The organism is Paenibacillus cookii (genome assembly GCF_018333375.1).
Taxonomy (GTDB): domain Bacteria; phylum Bacillota; class Bacilli; order Paenibacillales; family Paenibacillaceae; genus Paenibacillus_AQ; species Paenibacillus_AQ cookii.
Map to the genome: position 1 here is coordinate 17,400 of NZ_BORW01000011.1, position 15,941 is coordinate 33,340.

16 protein-coding genes are annotated in these 15,941 nt (G+C 53.1%); 11 read left to right on the plus strand and 5 right to left on the minus strand.

Annotated features, from left to right (window positions below; translation table 11 throughout):
• Positions 1 to 29: 29 nt before the first annotated feature.
• Complete coding sequence (locus KI367_RS12270; protein WP_212949960.1) at positions 30 to 938, plus strand: ROK family protein; 909 nt, start codon at positions 30 to 32, stop codon at positions 936 to 938.
• A gap of 67 nt (positions 939 to 1,005) precedes the next feature.
• Here KI367_RS12270 and KI367_RS12275 read toward each other — a convergent pair whose 3' ends face one another.
• The 3 genes from KI367_RS12275 to KI367_RS12285 form a co-directional block, all read right to left on the minus strand.
• Positions 1,006 to 2,382, minus strand: coding sequence for an Nramp family divalent metal transporter (locus KI367_RS12275; RefSeq protein WP_052146823.1), 1,377 nt, complete (start codon positions 2,380 to 2,382; stop codon positions 1,006 to 1,008).
• A gap of 274 nt (positions 2,383 to 2,656) precedes the next feature.
• Positions 2,657 to 3,331, minus strand: a complete 675-nt coding sequence (locus tag KI367_RS12280) for a M50 family metallopeptidase (protein ID WP_081992074.1) — start codon at positions 3,329 to 3,331, stop codon at positions 2,657 to 2,659.
• A 127-nt stretch (positions 3,332 to 3,458) separates the two neighbouring features.
• Positions 3,459 to 4,088, minus strand: coding sequence for a flavin reductase family protein (locus KI367_RS12285; protein ID WP_036707277.1), 630 nt, complete (start codon positions 4,086 to 4,088; stop codon positions 3,459 to 3,461).
• 394 nt (positions 4,089 to 4,482) lie between these two features.
• On the opposite strand from KI367_RS12285, the gene KI367_RS12290 reads away from it, so the two are divergent.
• The 3 genes from KI367_RS12290 to KI367_RS12300 all read left to right on the plus strand — a co-directional run bounded on the left by KI367_RS12290 (position 4,483) and on the right by KI367_RS12300 (position 6,911).
• Positions 4,483 to 6,180: a DUF4127 family protein gene (locus KI367_RS12290; protein ID WP_212949962.1), complete on the plus strand. Its 1,698-nt coding sequence runs from the start codon at positions 4,483 to 4,485 to the stop codon at positions 6,178 to 6,180.
• A 180-nt stretch (positions 6,181 to 6,360) separates the two neighbouring features.
• Positions 6,361 to 6,735 carry a hypothetical protein gene (locus KI367_RS12295; RefSeq protein ID WP_036707284.1) on the plus strand — a complete coding sequence of 125 codons (375 nt, stop codon included), beginning with the start codon at positions 6,361 to 6,363 and terminating at the stop codon, positions 6,733 to 6,735.
• Positions 6,736 to 6,737: 2 nt separating this feature from the next.
• Positions 6,738 to 6,911, plus strand: coding sequence for a hypothetical protein (locus tag KI367_RS12300; RefSeq protein WP_197069917.1), 174 nt, complete (start codon positions 6,738 to 6,740; stop codon positions 6,909 to 6,911).
• Here KI367_RS12300 and KI367_RS12305 read toward each other — a convergent pair.
• Together KI367_RS12305 and KI367_RS12310 are read right to left on the minus strand one after the other, a co-directional pair.
• Positions 6,898 to 7,209 carry a hypothetical protein gene (locus tag KI367_RS12305; protein WP_212949964.1) on the minus strand — a complete coding sequence of 104 codons (312 nt, stop codon included), beginning with the start codon at positions 7,207 to 7,209 and terminating at the stop codon, positions 6,898 to 6,900. The two genes, KI367_RS12300 and KI367_RS12305, sit on opposite strands and share 14 nt — an antisense overlap.
• A gap of 210 nt (positions 7,210 to 7,419) precedes the next feature.
• Positions 7,420 to 8,001 (minus strand): DUF6609 family protein, encoded by a 582-nt coding sequence (locus KI367_RS12310; RefSeq protein ID WP_052146805.1) that lies wholly within the window; start codon positions 7,999 to 8,001, stop codon positions 7,420 to 7,422.
• Positions 8,002 to 8,330: 329 nt separating this feature from the next.
• On the opposite strand from KI367_RS12310, the gene KI367_RS12315 reads away from it, so the two are divergent.
• The 7 genes from KI367_RS12315 to KI367_RS12345 all read left to right on the plus strand — a co-directional run bounded on the left by KI367_RS12315 (position 8,331) and on the right by KI367_RS12345 (position 15,941).
• A complete protein-coding gene (locus KI367_RS12315; RefSeq protein WP_156124501.1) occupies positions 8,331 to 8,501 on the plus strand; it encodes a thiazolylpeptide-type bacteriocin in 171 nt (56 codons plus the stop codon).
• 57 nt (positions 8,502 to 8,558) lie between these two features.
• Positions 8,559 to 8,729, plus strand: a complete 171-nt coding sequence (locus KI367_RS12320; RefSeq protein ID WP_081992076.1) for a thiazolylpeptide-type bacteriocin — start codon at positions 8,559 to 8,561, stop codon at positions 8,727 to 8,729.
• 123 nt (positions 8,730 to 8,852) lie between these two features.
• Positions 8,853 to 11,291, plus strand: coding sequence for a hypothetical protein (locus KI367_RS12325; protein ID WP_212949965.1), 2,439 nt, complete (start codon positions 8,853 to 8,855; stop codon positions 11,289 to 11,291).
• 22 nt (positions 11,292 to 11,313) lie between these two features.
• The gene (locus KI367_RS12330) at positions 11,314 to 12,429 is read left to right on the plus strand and encodes a hypothetical protein (protein WP_212949967.1); all 1,116 of its coding nucleotides are present in this window, start codon (positions 11,314 to 11,316) and stop codon (positions 12,427 to 12,429) included.
• Positions 12,408 to 14,249, plus strand: coding sequence for a YcaO-like family protein (locus tag KI367_RS12335; protein WP_212949969.1), 1,842 nt, complete (start codon positions 12,408 to 12,410; stop codon positions 14,247 to 14,249). The genes KI367_RS12330 and KI367_RS12335 overlap by 22 nt, the downstream gene beginning before the upstream one ends.
• A 106-nt stretch (positions 14,250 to 14,355) precedes the next feature.
• Positions 14,356 to 15,219, plus strand: a complete 864-nt coding sequence (locus KI367_RS12340) for an ABC transporter ATP-binding protein (protein ID WP_212949971.1) — start codon at positions 14,356 to 14,358, stop codon at positions 15,217 to 15,219.
• Positions 15,216 to 15,941: an ABC transporter permease gene (locus KI367_RS12345; RefSeq protein WP_036707305.1), complete on the plus strand. Its 726-nt coding sequence runs from the start codon at positions 15,216 to 15,218 to the stop codon at positions 15,939 to 15,941. The genes KI367_RS12340 and KI367_RS12345 overlap by 4 nt, the downstream gene beginning before the upstream one ends.

A 15,941-nucleotide genomic window follows, 5' to 3' on the forward strand; every position in this document is an offset into this window, starting at 1 on the left:
CCGGAAAGATTGGAGAGGAGAAGACGGATATGCGGATTGGAGCGATTGAAGCGGGCGGGACCAAATTCGTCTGCGGGATCGGAAACGAAGAAGGAAAGATCGAAGACAGGATCAGCTTTCCGACGGAACGCCCGGGCGAGACCATCCCGAAAGTCATTTCCTACTTTGCGGATGCGCAGGTGGGGGCAATTGGCATCGGTTCGTTTGGACCGATCGACCTCAGGCCTGACAGCCCGACATATGGCTGCATTACGACAACCCCCAAACCGGGTTGGGCGCAGTACCCTTTCCTTGGGGAGCTTAAACGTCGTTTTGCCGTTCCGTTTGGCTGGGATACGGACGTCAACGCCGCCGCTTTGGGAGAAGCCGCATGGGGAGCGGCTCGAGGCCTCGATAGCTGCATTTATTACACGATCGGAACCGGCGTCGGCATGGGCGTCTATTCCGGAGGTCGGCCCGTCCACGGATTGGTTCATCCGGAAGGCGGGCATGTGCCGGTCCGGCGTCACCCTGAGGATGACTTCCCCGGCATCTGCCCGTTTCACGGGGATTGCCTGGAAGGCATGGCTGCCGGGCCCGCGCTCGAAGCCCGCTGGAAGGCGCCCGGGCATCAGCTGCCGCCCGGGCACCCCGCCTGGTCCATTGAAGCGTATTATATTGCCCAGGCGGTCGCCGCGGCGATTCTGACGCATTCGCCGCAAAAGATTGTGTTGGGCGGCGGCGTCATGCAGCAGCGTCAGCTTTTTCCTCTGATTCGGGAAGAGGTGAAGCGCATCCTGAACGGTTACGTCCAGGCCGAAGAGCTGCTGGATAAGATCGGGGAATATATCGTGCCGCCGGTACTCGGAACCGATGCCGGCTTGCATGGCGCATTGGCGCTGGGATTGCAGGCGCTGCAGGGCGGAAGCGCCGATTTTGCCGCCTGTGGATCATCCTAGCTCATAGCAAAAACTGCCCTGGGGAGTCTCCCCGGGGCAGTTTTTTTATACTCTAGAAAAAATCGACTCAACCGATGCCGGCAAAGGTGCCGTAGACCAGGAACACGTTCAGCACCGTCAGCACGATCGCGATGGCCCAGGTCAAATATTTGATCCAGGAGCGGTTCGCGAACTCGCCCATCCGCTTCTTGTCGCTGGTGAAGATGACCAGCGGGATGATCGCAAACGGAAGCTGGACGCTCAGGAATACTTGCGTGTACAGAAGCAGCTGTTCGACCGCGTTTTCCCGGCCGCCGTACAAAACGACGCAGACGATGACCGGAATGACGGCGAGGAGCCGCGTAATGATGCGGCGCAGCCAGCCGGGCATTTTCATCCGGATAAAACCTTCCATGACGATCTGGCCGGACAACGTGCCCGTAATGGTCGAGTTTTGGCCCGAAGCCAGCAGCGCGACCGCAAACAGGGTGCTCAGCAGCGGGCTGGCGATGGCGCCGACGATGGCGTTATCGGATAGCGCGTTGTACAAATCGGTGAACCGGCCCAAATCGCTGGTCGAACCGAAAAACATGGCGGCCCCCAGCACCAGCAGCAAACAGTTGATCACGAATGCGATGCTGAGCTGGATGTTGGAATCGATCGTCGCGAAACGAACGGCTTCCTTTTTGCCTGCGGAGGTGCGTTCGAATTGGCGCGATTGCACCAGCGACGAGTGCAAATAGAGGTTATGCGGCATGACGGTCGCTCCGACGATTCCCAGCGCGATCAGCAGCATGCCGTTGTTGGTCGCGATTTCCGGACTCGGGATAAAGCCTTGGAGCAGCGGCCCGATGCTTGGGCTGGACAATAACACTTCGTAAAAGAACACGATAAAAATGGTGGCGATCAGCGTTGCGACGATGGCTTCGATTTTACGGAAACCGACTTTGGCGAGCAGCAGCAGCAGCAACACGTCCAGCGTCGTAATCAGCACGCCGACCAAAAGCGGAATTTTGAATAACAGCTGCAGCGCCACCGCGCCGCCGATCACTTCGGCGATATCGGTAGCCATGATCGCAAGTTCGGTCAAAATCCACAAGACGATGGCTACCGGTTTGCTTGTCGCTTGGCGCGTCGCCTGCGCCAAATCCATGCCCGTCACGATGCCGAGCTTGGCGCACATGCTCTGTAGCAGCATGGCGATGAGGCTGGAAAGCAAAATGATGCTTAGAAGCGTATATCCATATTGTGCTCCGCCTTGTATGGAAGTAATCCAGTTTCCCGGGTCCATGTATCCGACGGCGACCAGGACGCCGGGTCCGCTATAGGCGGCAAGCTTTTTCCAGAACCCCGCGTTTTTCGGGAGCGAAACGGTATTGTTGATTTCGCTGAGGCTGAGCCCGTTCGTGGAGCTGAATACCTGATGTTTCCGGTTATGTTTTGGGGTTGGGTCAATAGAAGTCATGTTTTCCATCGTTATCCCTTCAATCTATTTATGAGTTTAATGATTCATGATATAGAACGTTCCTGCGTCTTGATACCTCTATTTTGCCCCTGGTAAACTTTTTTGTCAATGGCAAATATAATTTGATCCGATTAACTTAATTGTTGTTGTACAAGCCTTGGAGGATGACGAAAAAAGGAGGGTCTTGCGGGCGCCTGCCTATTAAAAATATAAACGACAAAAAACCGCCCGATAAACCCGAGGCGATTTTTTGGATAGGCGTAAATTCTGTTTTTCAGTGCGTTTCTCTCGGCTTTCCGGAGCCGAATCCGCGTTTGAACAACATCGTCGTCGACAGCTTGGCGCAGCATAAGGAGACCGCAACGAACACGAGACACCAGACGACGGCCGGAACATACGTCGCTTCGGCCAGATTGGCGGCATCGCCCGCGGAACCGGGACGCGTCACCGACCGGAACAAAATGACGAACGGGCTGATCACGGACTCGACCAAGCAGATAAAGGCAATGAGCATATAATAGCATCTTTGCAGCAGAGGCGGAGCCGCAAAAGCGACGAGCCCGCTCAAAACCGCAAAACCGATGCACCAGATGACCCCGTAGCCGTTGCGCACGAAAAGCGCGGCCGCGACGATGGCCAGAATCATGGCGGTGATCAGTCCGGCGCGCTCTTGTCGTCTGGCATAAAGGTAAAAGAGCAGCACCGCAAACAGCGCGGAACCGACGTATCCGGCAAGCGAGATCGGAATGGCCATCCAGTTGCGGTCAAACGTGGAGAGCGTGACTCCGCCCTGGTTGCTGTACAAATGGATGACATTGACCCGGCCCGATAAGGCCAGCGTCATCAGGGCATGCGACAGCTCGTGGACAAGGGTATCCACGTTGCGGAAAAACGCCGAAAACGGAAGAAAACGCGTTAAAATGCTGGTCAACACGACGACCGCGATCATTTTTAACCAAGCTTGAATGGCGGTTCCCTCATTTCAGTATGATTTGCTTCTATCTTACATGCGGCTGAAGGGAAATGCCAGCGCGAATCCGGAGAAAGCGGATGCCGAACGTGTCTTTTCCTGCAGATCAGGTCTCGCTCCGGAACGTCTTCCCGAGAAAATCGCCCAGCGCGAAATAATGCCTGAAATTATAGATCAGCGGGCTCCATTTGGCGGGATCGACGTGGTTTTCGCGAATCAAAATGTCTTCATGGGCGTGAACGCGAACGGCCTTCGTTTCGATCACCGCAAAAAAGTCGGCGTATTCCGGCAGGCGGATGTTCACCGCTTCCGCTTCGATTTGCAGCGGACACTCGAGAATGCGGCTCGGGCGGACGGCTTCGGACGGAATCGGCGTCAGGCCGCTGACGGCGTATTTGTCTTTGGCGCAGGTGAAGCCTAACGCTTGTTTGAACGCCGGGACGGGGTCTTTGCCCGTAAAAGGGGCAAGTTGTTCGACATGCTTCCACAAGGACGGATCGGGGATATTCAACACGCACTCCGGATGGCGCATCAAATTGTCGTACGCCTTGCTGCTTGTCCCCAGCCCCAGGACGATGTAATCGCCGAGCGCCCAGGAGGACGAGATCGGGCTGATATTGACCGTTTCGTCCTCGTTCAACGTATTCAGCAGCAGGACAGGGGTGCCGTAATATAATATTTTGGGCTCTATCGTGGCGATTCGAACATCGGATGTTTTCTTTTGCGTATGAGGCATGAAATCACATTCCTTTCTGCGATGGGTTGCAAGGAATAGTTTAATCGAGAAAAAATTCGATGCTCATCGAAATGTGAATGTTAGTTTCGGCGCTGCCCCTTCCGGCATGTTAGCGTTCTGATCCGGCCCTTGCTCAAAAATAATGTACAGGAAAAATTTAACCAAATCATATTGCGTATCGATACGTTACATGATATTATGATTTCAACGAAGGGCATATCGATGAGATGGCCTTCGGGTTGGTTCGGGAATGACCCGGGATGTCCGGACGTCCGCGATGTTCCCGCCAATCAGACCAAGGTATCGATACAGGAAAGGAATGATTTTTTTTTAATCATTCATATCGCGTTACGTAACGTCATATACTATTTCGAGTTGAAAAGGAGATGTATTTATGAAAAAAGTTTTGTATGTGCCTCTGGACGATCGCCCTTGCAATCTTGACGACGTGGTCGTGCAGGCCCGGGCGGCAGGGATCCAGGTCATCACTCCGGATGCGGAAGACGTGAAAAACAGGCTCGACACCGAAGCGGACGCCGAAGGGAACACGCTGCTCGACACGCATTCCCCGGTCTTTGGAGACACGGATCGGATCCGGCGGTTTATTCAGAAACATATTTTGGCGGTCGACGGATTCATCATCTCGTCCGATATGCTGGCCTACGGAGGGCTCATTGGCAGCCGGCGCTTCCGCACCAGCGGGGGCGGCACTTATCCGGACTATGATCCGGAAACGACCGGATTGCTTGACGTCATTCGCGAAATTAAGCAGACCTGCCCCCATAAGCCCGTGTACGTACTCGATACGATTATGCGGCTTGCCACGACCGTATTCGTCGAGGGACTGACCCAAAGCGCGTACGACGAGGCCCGCGCCTTTGCGCAGCAGCCTCGCGCGGCCGCTTCGGAATTCGAAGCGATTTTGGACGGCTACGACATCAAGCCGGACGGCACGCATTTCGGGACGCCGGTACACTTCGACAAGGAGCAGTATTACAATGCGCGGCGCCATAAGTTCAAATCGAATTATTACATTTTGGACCAGCTCGTCCGCTCGGGAGCGATCGATTTTCTTGCCATCGGCGTCGACGATTCGTATACGCAGGGCGTGCAGTCGAATGAAATCGACTTTCTTGAGGCTTATGTAGACCAGCATTTGAACGGCCATGACGGCCAAAATCCGGACCGCGTCATCCTTCTACCGGATGCGGACGGCCTGGGCCACTCCCTGATGGGGCGCATGGCACTCCATTTGCACCGCTGCGGCTTCAAACCGCGATACAGCGTCCGGTATTTCGGGCCCGACGGTTCGACGATCGTGAATCCCTATGAGTATATGAGCGTGCACGATAATATCCGGTATCATGTGGACATGATCGGCGGACGTTTCGTAGACTCGGGGCCTTGCGACATCGAAATCGTTGCGATCACGGGAGCCGACAAGGCTATAGAAGCCGGGAGCCATATCGCGGGCAATGCCGATCAGCAGCTCCCAACGATCGCGATCGATTTCGTGGGGGGCGGCGCGGCGAACGAAACCGTGACGCAGGCGCTGCTGGACGATGCGGCCACCGGAATGCTGCTTGGGTACAGCGGTTGGAATACGGCCGGAAACAAAATCGGGCTTGCGCTCGGAATGGCCCAATCCCGGTATGCGTTTCTGATCACGGAACGCCGGCCCTATGCGTTGGGGGATGCCGCCAATGCGCATGGTTCGCTGCTCTTCAAACGTTTCCTGAAGGATTATTATTATAAAAAGCTGACGATTGCCGAAGTTCGGACCTACTCCCGGGCGCATTCCCTGTACGAGAACGTTCCTTATGCAGACCAGAATATGCTTCTGTTCAACTCGCCGGAAGACTATGAAGTTCTCGTGAAGCTGCTGCGGGACCGGATGCAGGAAAATACGAAAGCTCTTGCGGAACGTAAAGCGTTCCAGGCCTGCGCTTCGCGGGCGATCCGCCAGATCAAACGATCCGGCAGCTGGATTTGTTCGGCTTATGCCGGCGCATCGTTAGCGTATGATAATCCGGCATTCATTTGGGGACGCGCGTTTGAAATTACCCTCGGGCCAAGCGTTACGTTGGAGTGAATAAAGATATCCATAACCGCCACAGGAACTTATAAGGAATTATAGATCGTAAAAATCATGAGAGCAGTCCGTTTTCTAACGGGCTGCTCTTTTAGGGATGACGGCATGCCGGATGGATGCCTTATATTGCGTAACGTTACAAGGCATACTATAATACAACCGTGAGAAAGGAGAGGTGGCATGAAATACGCCCTCAATTTATTCGGATATACGGTTGACTGCCGGATCGATTTTCCGGACGGAACGATGCGGATCGACATTGACGATGAGGATCAGGCCGCACTGCGGGCATATCTGCTGCGGGTATTGGTAAAATACGGACGGCAGCCGGGGCCGCAGGACAGCCTTGAAAGCCTGGTTCGGGCCGCGATCGAAATCGAAAAAGGCATGAGCGGACACTTAAGCGAGCCGAAGCTGAAGCTTCCTTATGAGTTTCAGCCCGAGATCAAGGAAAAGCTGATCGAAGCCGCCGAGCTCCAGGACATGTCCGCAACGCAGCTTTTGATTCGCCTGATCGAAAGAAAACACCAAAGCGTATTCGGGAAGGAAGGCTGAAGATGGCTTACGGAAACAAGGTGAAATTTCATTACGACGTTCCTGTGTACATTAAGCAAATGCTGGCGGATACGGCCAAAAAATTGAACATGACCGCAACCGAGCTGCTGTCGAGAACGATCGAAGAGGAATATGCCCGCGTCAAGGCTTTGAAGGAAGGGACTAAACAAGATTAAGCTTGTCCGCCATATCGGCAAACACCCGGACGTTGGAAAGCGGCAGGCTTTCATACGCGTACCCGGGGTCGCCCATGTCCGTCGAAAAGCAGTGGCACTGGGCGTAATTTTCCTTACGGTTCCTTTCGATCAGCAAAAGCTGGATCTGGGCGCGATCCGTCAGCAGCTTATAGAAATAATCCGAACCGGAATCGGCTTCGATCAGGTCCATCACCGCTTGCCTGATTTGTTTGGGCAGCCGGCATCTTAAATCGGCGGCTCCCGTTTCCGGATCCATTTTTTGAACGATCGTCGTCAAGCCCATCAACTCCGTTTCTTTCGTTCCTATGTTTTCGCTAAAAACATAAACGGTCCTTTATTTCAAATTATACCAAACATATGTTCCTATGTTAAGTGGATTTTTGATTCCGTTCCACGCAAAATAAGGGATTCGAGCTCTCCGATAAGGAGCGATCGAATCCCTGTTTATGTTGGGAGAGCCATGGATTCGGCAGTTTTGGCGTCCCGCTTAATGGGTTAAAGGGGTTTCGGTCTGCGCTTTCTTGTTCATCGGCTTTCCGGTCAATAGAAGGTAAATGCCGAATACAAGCTTGACGCCGATATCGGCATATGCGAGCAGATGGAAGCTAATGTTCGAATCGAGAAGGCCCAGAAGCGCATCAGCGATCAGCAGCACGGCGAGCACAAACATCGAAGGCCCGTGAACCCAAGCCATCGGGATAAAATGAATGCCGATCGCCAAAAACGCCCCAAGCCAAATCAGCCGGTAATTTTCGTCCGCAAAATGCGGCCCGCCGATCAGCACCATCAGTACGAACATGAGGATGATCGAAAAGAAAAGCATCCGGTTTTGCCCTTGCGTCGGCTTTCCGTACGATAATTTGCGGCTTAAGGATTTGTTGGCCAAAATGCCGAAAATCCCGATGACATAGCCGAAAGAAAAAACGGGCATCATGATCAGCTGCTTTCCTCCCGCCATCAGCCCGGCGAAAATGACCACAGCGACCCAGATCAGCCATAACCCGCAAACCCGTTTATTCAAAAAGTTTGATTTGTTCCATCTTCCCCCAGATAAAGCCTTTTCCGTCACTTGTTTCCCTCCCTAACAACTGGTTCAGTAACCATTATAGACCAGGATGTTCGGCTTGAAACCCTGCCCATACACCTAAAAATGCTGATTCTTTAGCCTCTTGCGGCTGCTCGTAACGACCGTAACGGGCTCCGCAAAACCGGCCGCAAGACAATTGTGGAGAACCCTAAACACGTATTCGGTGAAGCCGGATAAAAGCTGTGTTAGTCTGTTTACAGGAAGCAATTAACAAATGCACCAAGAACTTTTGAAGGGAGACATTCCTTTGGGAAACTGCTTGAACGTTAACTTGCCCCGTACCCAATCGTCGTAAAAAGGAGGTGAACGTCATGAGCGACCTGAACATGGAATTGAACAAAGAACTGGAAAATCTCGACCTGGAGCTGATCGAGCTTGATCAAGCGGAAGCGATCCCTTCCACTGCGGCATCGAGCGGAAGCGGCAGCAGTTCCACCTGCGGATCTTCGTCCTGCTCCTCTTGCTCTTCATCTTGTGCATAAGCCTGAAGCGAGTCCATCCGATCGAACTCATTAAAAATGTTAAAGGAGATGTTAAACATGAACCAATTGAACAAGGAATTGAACAAAGAACTGGAAAATCTCGATCTGGAGCTGATCGAACTTGATCAAGCGGAAGCGATCCCTTCCACTGCGGCATCGAGCGGAAGCGGCAGCCACTCCACCTGCGGATCTTCTTCCTGTTCTTCCTGCTCTTCTTCCTGTGCTTGATCACATTCAGCCGAGCAAATCAAACGCCTGCGCAAGACTTACTTTCCTAAGATGGATTCAAAAACCTTGGATGGGGCGGTAGCGGCCGCTTCATCCAAGGGATTTTCCGGAGGAGGAGCATTGGTGACGGAACCCCACGTATTCATCCGCCAAAATCATCTGTCTTCACATTCTATTCAGCGCCTGAAGGATCATTTCTACCTACGATTCGCCAACTATCGGAAAGAGCGCGCTGCCTATGCAACGCAGCGGCAGAAGCTGCGCCAACAATTATCCGGATTCATTGAACGTGAGCCGGGAGCCAGAATTGCATACATACGCCTCCAGCAGGGGATGAAAAGAGGCAAGATACAGTTCGAAAAGATCCCCAAGCTTGAATTCGTAGATCCGCTTCTGTTGGAAAACATCCGGTCCCATCTAATCCGTGGACAGGAGCTTCAGCAGCATGAGGAACTTTTGCGGGAACAATTTGAAAAAGCATATAAAAGACAAGCGGAAGAGCTTTATGAGCTGTTCCGGGAGCAGTCAAACGTACAAAATGCCTTGCTGTTCACCAACTTTGAAATGTATTGTTCGATGAACAATTCCTATAGCCCCAAAAAAACAGGAAAGGTTTGGAAAATTATGATGCGTTCATTTGCCAAAACCGCCCCGTTATCCACGTTTACCTCCATCGGCAGGATAGGTACCCGGACATCGACTAGCCGGATCCGTTTGGCCCAGTGGATATTGCTTGCATGGTTTGATTATTTTCTCCTGCTGCCGGAAGTCATCCGAGCAAGCCGTTTTCGAATTAAATATGAGGCCGATCCGTTCGGAGAAGCAGTTTGGACCGTCGGCGCCGGGGAGCCGTTAGAGGTCCGGCCCGGTCTATATCAGCGTCAAAAACGGCGATTCATGTTACAGGAACCGAGGCTGCGAAATCTCCCTTCCGGCAGCATCGTTACATGGGAAGAACTCGCCTCCCGCTTGGGTGTCGGAACGGATTGGGTTGAGAGCCGGACCGCGAAGCTGTTGGCCGCCGGCTATCTTCGAAATGTGCTGGAGCGCAAGGCGGAGACCCTTACCTTAAACACTCTGATTGACGAAGCGTCTTCTTTCCGGAACGTTTCCGGGAGAGTCGACAGCTTCGTCAGGCATCTGGAGGCACTGCATCTCATCGCTTCCCGGCTGGAGAACACCTCGGATCTTCATATACGGGAGTCGCTGATCCTTTCCGCGCAGAAGCATGCTTCAGCATGCTGCGATGCGGTGTTGTGGAAAGGAAAACGTCCCTTGGATCTTTTTCATGAAGACAGCTATATTCCTGCGGGCCCCCATGAGATTCGGGCTTCCGCCAGAAGAACGATCGACGAATGGGCAGATATTCTTCCGTTATTCGATCACAGATTAAAGTTCAGGCTGTTCATGAAAGAATTGCTTAAGGACCGGCTCCCTGCTTCCTATGAGTCGCTTCGCCAGTCTCTTTCGGAATACGCCGGCATGTACGAAAAAGAGGTAGCTCTGCGCCGGACCAGCCGAAATACAGTGTTTGCCGCATCGCCCCAGGTAACCCGCCTTGAAGATTTGAAGGACGTTTATCGGGAACGGATCAAACCGGCTGAAAACGGCGAGGACGTGCATATCGGGGAAGATGAACTTATGGATCTTAAAGCGCAGCTTGAGGAGCTCGGCATCAAGCCGCAGCGGACGCTGCAGCTATTCATTCAGCCGGCGATGAACGGCAAATACGTCGTCAATGATTGCAAAAACGGTTACCTGGCGTATTCCATCTACCATGACCCGGGGCGCCATGAGCAGGTGCTCCATAAAATAAGATCCGCTTTGGGATGCGAAGAGGCGTTGCTGCTGACGTATTCGCCGTCCTGCGGATTTAATCCGAACACGAACGATTTTTCGGAAACGTATTCCTTGACGGAAGAAATACACGATCCGGAGGAAGGGGGGCATTCGGAAACCTCCCGTTTGATTGCCCTAAACAGCTGCACATTGGAGTGGAACGCGGACATGAACCGGTTTGAGCTGCGGGCAGGAGATGTTCGGGGGATCGCGCTTTACACGGGCAGCCTTGCGCCGGCATATCTTCCGGAAGATTACAGGAATATTGCCCTTCTAAGTCAATCGGGCTTTTTAAACGGAATTGGATTCGAGTATAACGAGATTTCGATCGGGGAGAGCAGGAAGCTGGGAAGAATCAGCTTCGGTGATCTTATTTTGCAGCGCCGCAAAAACATATTGCACTCCAGCCTTTTCTCAAGTCTGACCTTCGACCTGGAAGGATACGGCTCTTTCCATGAGCTTCTAGAATCCCATGATATTCCGCTGCGTTCTTTCGTCAGGCTTTTTCCAGTCCGCGAAGGAAAGCTCCAGATCGAATATGGGGCGACGGCCATTCACAAGCCGATTTTTTTTGATGCGGAAGAGCCGCTCTATGTTATCGAAATGCTGAAGCACATCCAGCGGAGCCGGCAGCAATATGGGGACATCGCCGTTGTGTTTGAAGAAGCGCTGCCGGATCCGTATCAGACCGATTATACGGCTGAATATGTGTACGAAATGTAATGCCGGAAAGGAGGAAGAAGCGATGGATAAAAGTCCCGTGCGGATCATTGGCGGCCCCGGAAGGGTTGAATTGCTCGGACGCAGCCGGATCATCAGTGTTGCAGCTGCCAGTTATGACGATATCGTCCATCTTTTTGCAAAGCCTGATCCGAACCCGCAGGAAGCGGAGTGGGTGGCCCGCGTTCGCAGCCTGCTGCGGGAGCCGGAAACGCCCCGGCCGAAGGAACGTTACGAGTTGGGAGACCGGATCATATTCGCCGATGGGGTGTGCATGAGCTGTCTTGGGCGGCAATATCCGGTGTCTTCTTTGAACAGGTTTCCTCTTCCCAAGCTGTTGGAAACGCAGTTATGGGAGGGAGATCGCATCATCACGATGGATGCCGACGGCCTTGCGGCCATTGCTCCGCTGCCCGAAACCGCACATGCGGAATGCTGCCCGCTGGTCCGAAGCCCGCTTCTGAAGTTGGGAGAAGAAACACGCGATGAAAGCGTGCTTGAACAGGAATTGGTTCAGGAGCGGGTGCGGCAAATAGAGATCGATTTCGAAACGTACTGGACGTTAACGGCGGATTTCGGAGATCACGTCCGCAAATTTGACGGTCCGAGCAAACGCCGTGTGCTGGAGGATATGTATGCATACATGCTTACCCATTATTGCAGCTACCGCACGCTTTCTCCCGGATTAACCGTTCGGGCCGCTTATCTGAATCATCTCAACCGTTACGGATTGAATGGCGGGGTAGAGAAAGAGCAGCGGATTTTCGATCCCGGACAATTTTCGTTTTGGATGCCTGGCCCCGTGTTATTCCCGCCGGTCATGAGTTACCAGGTCATTGAAGCCTTGATGCCGGTATACGGCGTTGAATGGAAAAGCGGCGGAGTTCTTTTGCGGGCTTTCGGAGAGGATCTGGAGGATGCCTTGTTCCGGTTATGGAACAGACTTCGCGCGAAGGAAGGATCCACGGAGGCTAATGCAGGAGCTTTTAGGGATGAAAATAGGCTGGCGGGGGCCTATCATACACGGGACCGGCAGAATGGCGAGCTTCCTCTTTTTCGATATGAAGACGGGTTTTCCCGCAAATACGGGTTTGCTTTATTGGGGGGAGGTGATGATTTATGTTCGCAACGCACGCGTTGAACGAGGTACTGAACCGGAGAGAGCCTTGGACGCTTTTGGAGGTCGAGGGGGAACGGCTGCCCTGTTTGATCACGTACGGCGACCGTCCGGAAACAAACGGATATTTGGAACGGAAGCCTCCGAAATTTGCCCTGCTGCACGTGGACGCGCATGAATGCATCGTCGGGCCGGTTTTTTACCGTGAAGAATTAGGCTGCCCTTCCTGCTTCCTGAAACGGAGGACTTTCAATCTTCGGGAGCATGAATATCGGCTTGAAGGGGCGCCCAGCAGGCTGGTCGGAGACCTGCGGGTACCCGAGGATCTCGTGATGGAATGCTTCGGCATGCTGCTCCGCAAGCGCAGGCGGCCGGGACTGCTGGACTATTACCGGATGAACGGAAACGGATTGTTGAAACGGCTAACCTTTTGGCCGGCGGAACGATGCTCCAATTGCTCGGAAGGCGGGAATCCGGATGACGCCGAAGCGTTTGCGGCGGCTTTTAGGGAGAAGGCGGTGTACCCGTATGGAGACAGTTACCGCCCGAAGGAGGCCTCCATTCCGAGCGATGTTTTCAGGGCGGATAATACCGACTCGAATTTTATCGTTTATAAAGACCGGAATACGCGATCCTTCTTTTCCGTCTCCACCTTTTTCCGGGTAAATAGGGAAGAAAAATATGGAATGGGGATCGGAAGCACGACCGATTATCGGGCAAGCGAGCGCAAGTCTTTGTTTGAAGCCCTCGAAAGGTATGCGGGCATGCATCCGCGAGGCCGGGAGCGAACGGTTGCCCGCGCCAGTTTTAACGCCATGCGGCAGTCAGGGCATGTGACGGATCCCCGGATCTTTATCAGGGATGTTGCAGGTTCAAGCGAGAGTCTGATTCCCTTTGACGAAGATGGCGAGTTGCCATGGATCCCCGCCTATTCCTGGAGCTCAAAAGCGCTAACGTATGTTCCCGAAAGCTTGGCTTACTACAAAATGGATCAGAATTATTCGGGCGGCGCGCTGCGGGTTTATAAAGGGAACTCCAACGGCAACGCGTTGGGTACCGGCCTTCTGGACAGCGTGTATTATGCCTGCCTCGAATTGATCGAACGGGATGCTTTTCTGAATCATTGGTATTTACGGCATGCACCCCCGGAAATTCGACCGGAATCCGTTACGAACGGCAAAGCCCGGTACATGTGCGGAAGGCTGGAGCAACTGGACTACGATGTCAGGTTGTTCGACATCACCATGGATACCGGAATCCCGGTCATCTGGGCGCTTTGCTTCGGCAGGACGCCGGAAAAGTTTGCGGCGTATTCGACGTCCGCGGCGCATCCCGATCCGGAGAAAGCCATTCAGAACGCGCTCGAGGAAATGCTGCTCGCCCTTGAATTTTACGACACGCATACCGGCGAAATCCGTGAGAAGGCCAAACGCATCAAGCGCCAGGGCGTTCGGGAAGTCGAAGACCACCCGATCCTCTACTTCTTGCCGGAGGAAAGGCATCATTTCGATTTTTTGTTCGGGGGCGGCGACGTGGATCTCATGGAACGCTTTGCAGATTATTACGAAAAACTCAGATATACCGCCATTGATATGGCCAGCGAAACTTCGGGGCTTCTTGACCGGCTGACAGCCATTTTCGGCGACGTCATTCTGGTTCGTCAGACGCCGGAGGGATACACGCATCTGGGCCTGGAGGTCGTCAAAGTGCTGATCCCCCATTTGCAGCAGCTCTGGTTTGGAGAGGAACATCGGATGTTAAGCCGGAAGCGGCTGGAGCAAGCAGCCCGGCTCTGGGGCGTTGCGCCGGGAGACATTCAGCATGCGCCTCATCCTTTTCCATAAAGGAAAGGGCTCCAAAGTTTCTATAAAGCTCCTCGTACGAAGCCCGAAACAGAGACATGGCATATTTTACGAAGGCCAAATTTTAAAGGGAAGAAGGAGATTGTTGATGCTGTTGAAATTTAACCAGGTTGAAAAGCGCTTTAAGGAAAAACAGGTATTGTCCGGAGTAAGCTTCGAGATCGACGAAGGGGAGAGCATCGCGCTGATCGGACCGAATGGAGCCGGAAAAACGACGATGATCCGTTCGGTATTAGGCCTTACATTGATTGATGGCGGCGAGATCGTCCGGAACTTTAATACGCGGCAAGATGTCGGCGTCATGCTTCAGCACGATTTGTTTCCGGATCATTTGCGGGTCAGGGAAGTGATCGAATTGCACAAAAGCTACAGCAAATCAAACGTAAGCACCCATGCCCTGCTCGAGGCCGGCGATCTTGTCAAAGAAGCGCGCTCAATGGTTCAAAACCTTTCCGGCGGCCAGAAACGGAGACTGTCTTTTGCACTTTCGCTGGCGGCGGATCCCAAGCTGCTGTTCCTGGACGAACCGACGGTAGGGATGGATGTGACGGCCTCCCGAATGTTCTGGAATAAAATCCGGGAAATTCAGGAGCAGGGCAAGTCGATTTTCGTAACCTCCCATCATCTCGACGAGCTGAATGACTACTGCCGCCGGTTTATTTTCCTGAAGAACGGCGAGATTATCGCCGATGTGCGCAAAGAGGATTTGAACACCCAAAAGGTGATCGTCGTTTATCTGGAGACGGCGGAGGAAGCACTCGATCTTCAGCGCCAATTCGGCGGCCTGATGGAAGACCGCAAGCTGTATGTCACCGACAAGAATAAACATGCCGTGCTTTGCGCGTATTTGCAGCAGCGGGGCATGACGTTTGAGGAAAGGCTGAAGGAAGTCAGGGATTGTTACCGGGAAATTTATGATCTGAATCCGGAAGAAGGAGTGAAGCAGGCATGATCACGATCATTCGTTATGAAATTTTGAAGGTGCTGCGCAACAAACGTTTCGTATTTTTTACGTTGGTGCTGCCGCTGGTGTTTTTGGTGGTTTTGAACGCTTTTGCCAAGCCGGAAGGCGACCAAGGGCAATACATTACTTATCTTGCCGTATTTTGCACGTTGTTCGGAACGGCGGGGAGCGGACTGAACACGCTTAGCACGCGCGTCGCCAAGGAAAAGTCCTACATTGGCAGCATCTATGCCGTCACGCCGTATTCGCCGGGAAAATTCATTTTTGTGACGGCGTTTGTCCAGCTGCTGCTCAACGTGTTGATCGCCGCCGTCATCATTGTATTCGGCCTTGCCGTTTTCAGATTGAACATCGACGGAATGCTGCTGAAAATGGAGCTGCTTGCGGTCTACTCCAGCCTCTACTACATTTTCATCGGGCTGAGCCTGGGATTCCTGCTGGATGTCGTTTCGCTTCAATCCCTCTCCTTCCCGCTCTACATGGGATTTATGGCAATGAATCTGACGAACGATCTCGGACTTCATATGCCGGAGTTCATGGTCCATATTCAGAAGTTTTTCCCCGGATTTTATTTGAACAAGGCCGTCGGAGCGATATCGGCCGGCAGTAACGCGATCCAGGACATCGGGATGCTGACGCTTAACATCGCGGCTCTGCTCGTGGTCACGTTGTTCGTGTACCGATACAAAAGAAGCGCGATGATGGGGTAG

Excerpts from the sequence above, each read along its gene's own strand:
- KI367_RS12345 (WP_036707305.1), top strand. The coding sequence starts at position 15,216 with ATGATCACGATCATTCGTTATGAAATTTTGAAGGTGCTGCGCAACAAA.
- KI367_RS12275 (WP_052146823.1), bottom strand. The coding sequence starts at position 2,382 with ATGACTTCTATTGACCCAACCCCAAAACATAACCGGAAACATCAGGTA.
- KI367_RS12320 (WP_081992076.1), top strand. The coding sequence starts at position 8,559 with ATGAACCAATTGAACAAGGAATTGAACAAAGAACTGGAAAATCTCGAT.
- KI367_RS12285 (WP_036707277.1), bottom strand. The coding sequence starts at position 4,088 with ATGCCTCATACGCAAAAGAAAACATCCGATGTTCGAATCGCCACGATA.
- KI367_RS12335 (WP_212949969.1), top strand. The coding sequence starts at position 12,408 with ATGTTCGCAACGCACGCGTTGAACGAGGTACTGAACCGGAGAGAGCCT.
- KI367_RS12290 (WP_212949962.1), top strand. The coding sequence starts at position 4,483 with ATGAAAAAAGTTTTGTATGTGCCTCTGGACGATCGCCCTTGCAATCTT.
- KI367_RS12315 (WP_156124501.1), top strand. The coding sequence starts at position 8,331 with ATGAGCGACCTGAACATGGAATTGAACAAAGAACTGGAAAATCTCGAC.
- KI367_RS12295 (WP_036707284.1), top strand. The coding sequence starts at position 6,361 with ATGAAATACGCCCTCAATTTATTCGGATATACGGTTGACTGCCGGATC.
- KI367_RS12280 (WP_081992074.1), bottom strand. The coding sequence starts at position 3,331 with ATGATCGCGGTCGTCGTGTTGACCAGCATTTTAACGCGTTTTCTTCCG.
- KI367_RS12270 (WP_212949960.1), top strand. The coding sequence starts at position 30 with ATGCGGATTGGAGCGATTGAAGCGGGCGGGACCAAATTCGTCTGCGGG.
- KI367_RS12340 (WP_212949971.1), top strand. The coding sequence starts at position 14,356 with ATGCTGTTGAAATTTAACCAGGTTGAAAAGCGCTTTAAGGAAAAACAG.
- KI367_RS12300 (WP_197069917.1), top strand. The coding sequence starts at position 6,738 with ATGGCTTACGGAAACAAGGTGAAATTTCATTACGACGTTCCTGTGTAC.
- KI367_RS12330 (WP_212949967.1), top strand. The coding sequence starts at position 11,314 with ATGGATAAAAGTCCCGTGCGGATCATTGGCGGCCCCGGAAGGGTTGAA.